Origin of the sequence: Streptomyces sp. SID4985 (assembly GCF_009863025.1) — a bacterium.
Taxonomy (GTDB): domain Bacteria; phylum Actinomycetota; class Actinomycetes; order Streptomycetales; family Streptomycetaceae; genus Streptomyces.
The window spans coordinates 1-3,939 of record NZ_WWIR01000012.1; the positions used below are offsets into that span (position 1 = coordinate 1).

Here is a 3,939-nt window from a genome sequence, read left to right on the forward strand (position 1 = left end):
TCGGCTTCCACGGCACCTTCCTGGTCCAGCACTGGCTGGGCGCGGAAGGCATGCCCCGCCGCTACGCGGACTACCTCGCGGCCGACGGCTTCACCCTGCTCAACACCGTCTCCACGATCGGCGCGTTCCTGCTGGGCCTGTCGATGCTGCCGTTCTTCTACAACGTCTGGAAGACCGCGCACTACGGCAAGCTCGTCAACGTGGACGACCCCTGGGGCTACGGCCGCTCCCTGGAGTGGGCGACCTCCTGCCCGCCCCCGCGCCACAACTTCCTCACCCTGCCCCGCATCCGCAGCGAATCCCCCGCCTTCGACCTGCACCACCCCGACATCGCGATGGCCGAGCACGCCGCGCACGCGATCCGGCCGTGACCGCGCGGAGACACCATGAGCGACCCAGCGGGACGTGAGGCCGAGGACGCCAGGCTCGGCAACGAGGTCGAGGGATACCTGCTGTGGCAGGCCACCATCGCGGTCGCGGAACAGCGCGCGCGGGACTTCACCGGCCCCATGGACTGGCTGACCACAGCCCAGCGCGAGGAGATCGAACGGCACTACATCGCCGACAGCCTCCACCGCGCCCGCCAGGACCTGGAACGCGTCGCCGCCCGCTGCCGCTCCCTGCGCACCGAGTACGAACAGCGCTACCGCGCCCTCCGCCTCCGCTGCGTCGCCTGCACCCTGGCGGCCGTCGCCTGCCTCACCTCGGTGACGACGGCCGCGCTCTCCCTGGCCAGATGACCCGGCTCCCTCCGTGACGAATCCCGGCCCCCGGGTACCCGGGAGTCCTCACGGAGGGAGCCCGTCCATGAGCTTCGAGACCCCCACCCCGTCCCAGGCCGAGGGCGAACGGGAACCGGACATCGAGACCACCGGCGGCCCCGTCCGCCGCGACGTACCCCGCACGACTCCGTCCCAGGCGGAGGGGGAGGATCCGGAGGAGGACGGGTAGGGCGGGCCCCGGAAGGGTGACCGACTCGGCCGGCGGTTTATCAGGATGACAGTCCGCCGCCGGTCTGCTTACGATGCCCGCGATGAAGAACTCCTCCTCTCTCGGATCGGGGGAATCGTTCGCGCAAGGTGAGTGCTGATGGCACATCACTTCGCGAGCATTCCGACCCGACTGTCGATGTGGCGCCGTGTACGTGAGTACGCCGTGCCGCTGTCCATGATCGAGACGGCCACCGCGCGGCGCGCGGTCGGTGACTGGAGCGCTGCCTGTGCGGCCGCCCGGGTGGACGTCGATCTCGATCTGCGCGCCGTGCGTGAGCGGTACGGCACGGAAATCACCGGCCTGTTGCGGGCGGATCTGAGACGGCTGGCGCCGGATCTGCTGCGCTGGCACATGCCCCGGATCGCACCCGACGGACGGCTGCGCCCCGGCCTCACCGTGACCCTCGCCCGCTATCCCGGGCCCACACCCGTGCATCTCGTCGTACGGACGTCGCCCGCGTGGGCGGACGCCGGGCAGCGGATGACGCTGGCCCTGTGGGAGGGGCCGGGGAGCGGGTACGGCGGTCATCATCCGCATCCGCATCCCGACCGGCGTTTCCGGCTCGATCTGCACCGGCGGCTGTGGGACGTCCGGCAGTGCGGCACGCTCGGCCGACCGCCCGGCGAGCCTCCTGAGGGGCTGGACCTGCCCGCCCCGTGGGCCGTCGGGAACTGGGCGGCCGAGGCGGAGGCGCTGCTGCGTGCCGAGGGGCGTGCTCGGGGGATGTTCGGCGTCCGGCTCGGGGCGCGTCGGCGGGTCGTACTCGAACTCGTCGCGCCCGACGACAGTCATGCGCCGACGGTTCGGCTCGTGCGGGAGGCACTGCCCGCGCAGGAGGTCGCGGCGCTTCCGATGCTGCCGGAGGCGGGCGCGCGGGTGCTGCCGGATGTCGAACTGCTGCGGGCCGGTCTGGTGACGCTGCCGCGGTTGCATCCGCTCGTCGCGGGCGCGTTGGCGGAGTACGGGGCGGCGGGTGCGTCCGCCGGGGCTCCGGCCGACCGGCACGATCCGTACGACCTGCACGACTTGCGTGACCTGCGCGACCTGTACGACCCGCATCGGGTCGAGTGCCGGGGGCAGGTGCACCGGATCGCCCTGCGGGACGGTGTGCTGACCGCCGTCGATCACGATCCGGCCGAACTGCGCCGCGAGGAACTGCTGGTGGCGCTCGGCGGGCCGCCGCTGCCGTGTCTGCGGGCGATCGACGCCGTGCACCGCAGCCCCGAGGCGCTGCCCGCGATCCAGGAACGGCTGCGGCACGGCGACACGGCCGGGGCGCTGGCCGTGGTGGAGGGGCTGCTCGGCCCGGGGGCGCTGCTGCGCGACGGGCCGTTGCGGGACGAGCTGGAGTCGGCGGCGTCCGGCCGGATCGAGTACGGGCTGTACCGCTCGGGACTGGTCGCCGTGCACCCCGCCGCCGAGGCGGCGTCGGAGACGGAACGCCAGCACCGGCACCGGCTCGAACGCCGTACGCCACTCTCTCTGCGTCGCAAGCGGGACAAGAAGAACCGGCCCCGTACCGGCCTGACGCACTGACCGACTTCACACGGAGTCCGGTCAACCACCCACGCTTTCACACCCCTTGGGACGCGCCTGTCCCCCTTACCTCCCCCTGGTGATGCCCATGACTTCCAGCACGCTCATCGCGCCCCAACTCGTCCTCGCACAAGACCTCTTGGCCCTCCTGCGGACGACCACCACCGAGCCCCGCCCCGACGAACAGCTCGAAGCGCTCGCCCTTGCCGTCGCGGCCGATCTGCCCGTGCTGCTCTGGGGTGAGCCGGGCATCGGCAAGACCGCCGCTCTGACGCAGCTCGCCCACACGCTCGATCTGCCACTGACGACCGTGATCGCCAGTGTCCACGAGCCCTCCGACTTCTCCGGGTTGCCGATCGTGGGCGACGAACCGGAGGTGCGCGGGGTGCCGATGGCGCCACCGCAGTGGGCGGTCGAACTGGTGCGGACCGGAAAGGGGTTGCTGTTCCTCGACGAACTGTCCACCGCCACACCGGCCGTGCAGGCCGCGCTGCTCCGGGTCGTCCTGGAGCGCAGGGTCGGCACGCTCCAACTCCCGGCGGGCGTACGGATCGTGGCCGCCGCCAACCCGCGCGCGTCGGCGGCGGACGGGTGGGAGCTGAGCCCTCCGCTGGCCAACCGGTTCGTGCATCTGCACTGGACGCACGACCGCGAGGTGGTGGTGCGCGGGCTGGGCGGAGTCTGGCCCCGGGCTGAACTTCCCCGACTGGTACCGGAGTTGTTGCCGGAGGCGGTGGCCCTCGCGCGGCGCACCGTCACCAGCTTCCTGCACGCCCGGCCGACCCTGATCCACCGCCTGCCCACCACCGAGACCCGGCGCGGCGGCGCCTGGCCCTCGCCCCGCAGCTGGGAGGCCGCGCTGACCCTGCTGGCCTTCGGTACGGCGGCGTCCGTCTCCCGCGACGTGCTGGCGCTGCTCGTACGGGGCGCGGTCGGCGACGGCCCCGGGCTCGAACTCCTCGCGCACATGGACCGGTTGGACCTCCCCGACCCGGAGACCCTGCTCGCCGACCCGGCCAACGCCGTGCTTCCGGAACGGGGTGATCTGCGGCAGGCGACGCTGGACGCGGTCGTCGCCGCCGTGGGCGCCCGGCCCGAACGGCCACGCTGGGAAGCCGCCTGGGCGGTCCTGGTCCGGGCGCTGGAGACCGGCGCCCCCGACCTCCTGGTCGCCCCGGCCACCACCCTGGCCGCGCTCCGGCGCGACGACTGGGACGTACCGGACGCGGTGGAACGGCTGACCGGGGTGATCGGCCTCGCCCGGGGAGCCGACCGGTCGGTCGAGCGGGTGGCCGCGGCGGCCGGGGCGGGGCGTACGACGGGGGTGCGCCGATGACGGGGGCCGCGAAAAGGCCGGTGACCCCAACGACCGGCACCGCGAAGCGCCCCGTACCGCGCCCCATGCCCCCA

The 3,939-nt window shown here is 73.2% G+C and carries 4 protein-coding genes and 1 pseudogene; all 5 read left to right on the top strand.

Annotated features, from left to right (window positions below):
- Window positions 1-371: pseudogene (locus GTW40_RS00550) on the top strand (cytochrome ubiquinol oxidase subunit I); the annotation flags it as partial.
- 15 nt (window positions 372-386) lie between these two features.
- On the top strand, window positions 387-740 hold the full coding sequence (locus GTW40_RS00555) for a cytochrome C oxidase subunit I (RefSeq protein ID WP_161178154.1): 354 nt from the start codon (window positions 387-389) through the stop codon (window positions 738-740).
- A 67-nt stretch (window positions 741-807) separates the two neighbouring features.
- Window positions 808-951: a hypothetical protein gene (locus GTW40_RS32465; RefSeq protein WP_202485179.1), complete on the top strand. Its 144-nt coding sequence runs from the start codon at window positions 808-810 to the stop codon at window positions 949-951.
- A gap of 138 nt (window positions 952-1,089) precedes the next feature.
- Window positions 1,090-2,529 (top strand): hypothetical protein, encoded by a 1,440-nt coding sequence (locus GTW40_RS00560; protein ID WP_161178155.1) that lies wholly within the window; start codon window positions 1,090-1,092, stop codon window positions 2,527-2,529.
- Between the two features lie 88 nt (window positions 2,530-2,617).
- The gene (locus tag GTW40_RS00565) at window positions 2,618-3,865 is read left to right on the top strand and encodes an AAA family ATPase (RefSeq protein WP_161178156.1); all 1,248 of its coding nucleotides are present in this window, start codon (window positions 2,618-2,620) and stop codon (window positions 3,863-3,865) included.
- Window positions 3,866-3,939 lie beyond the last annotated feature (74 nt).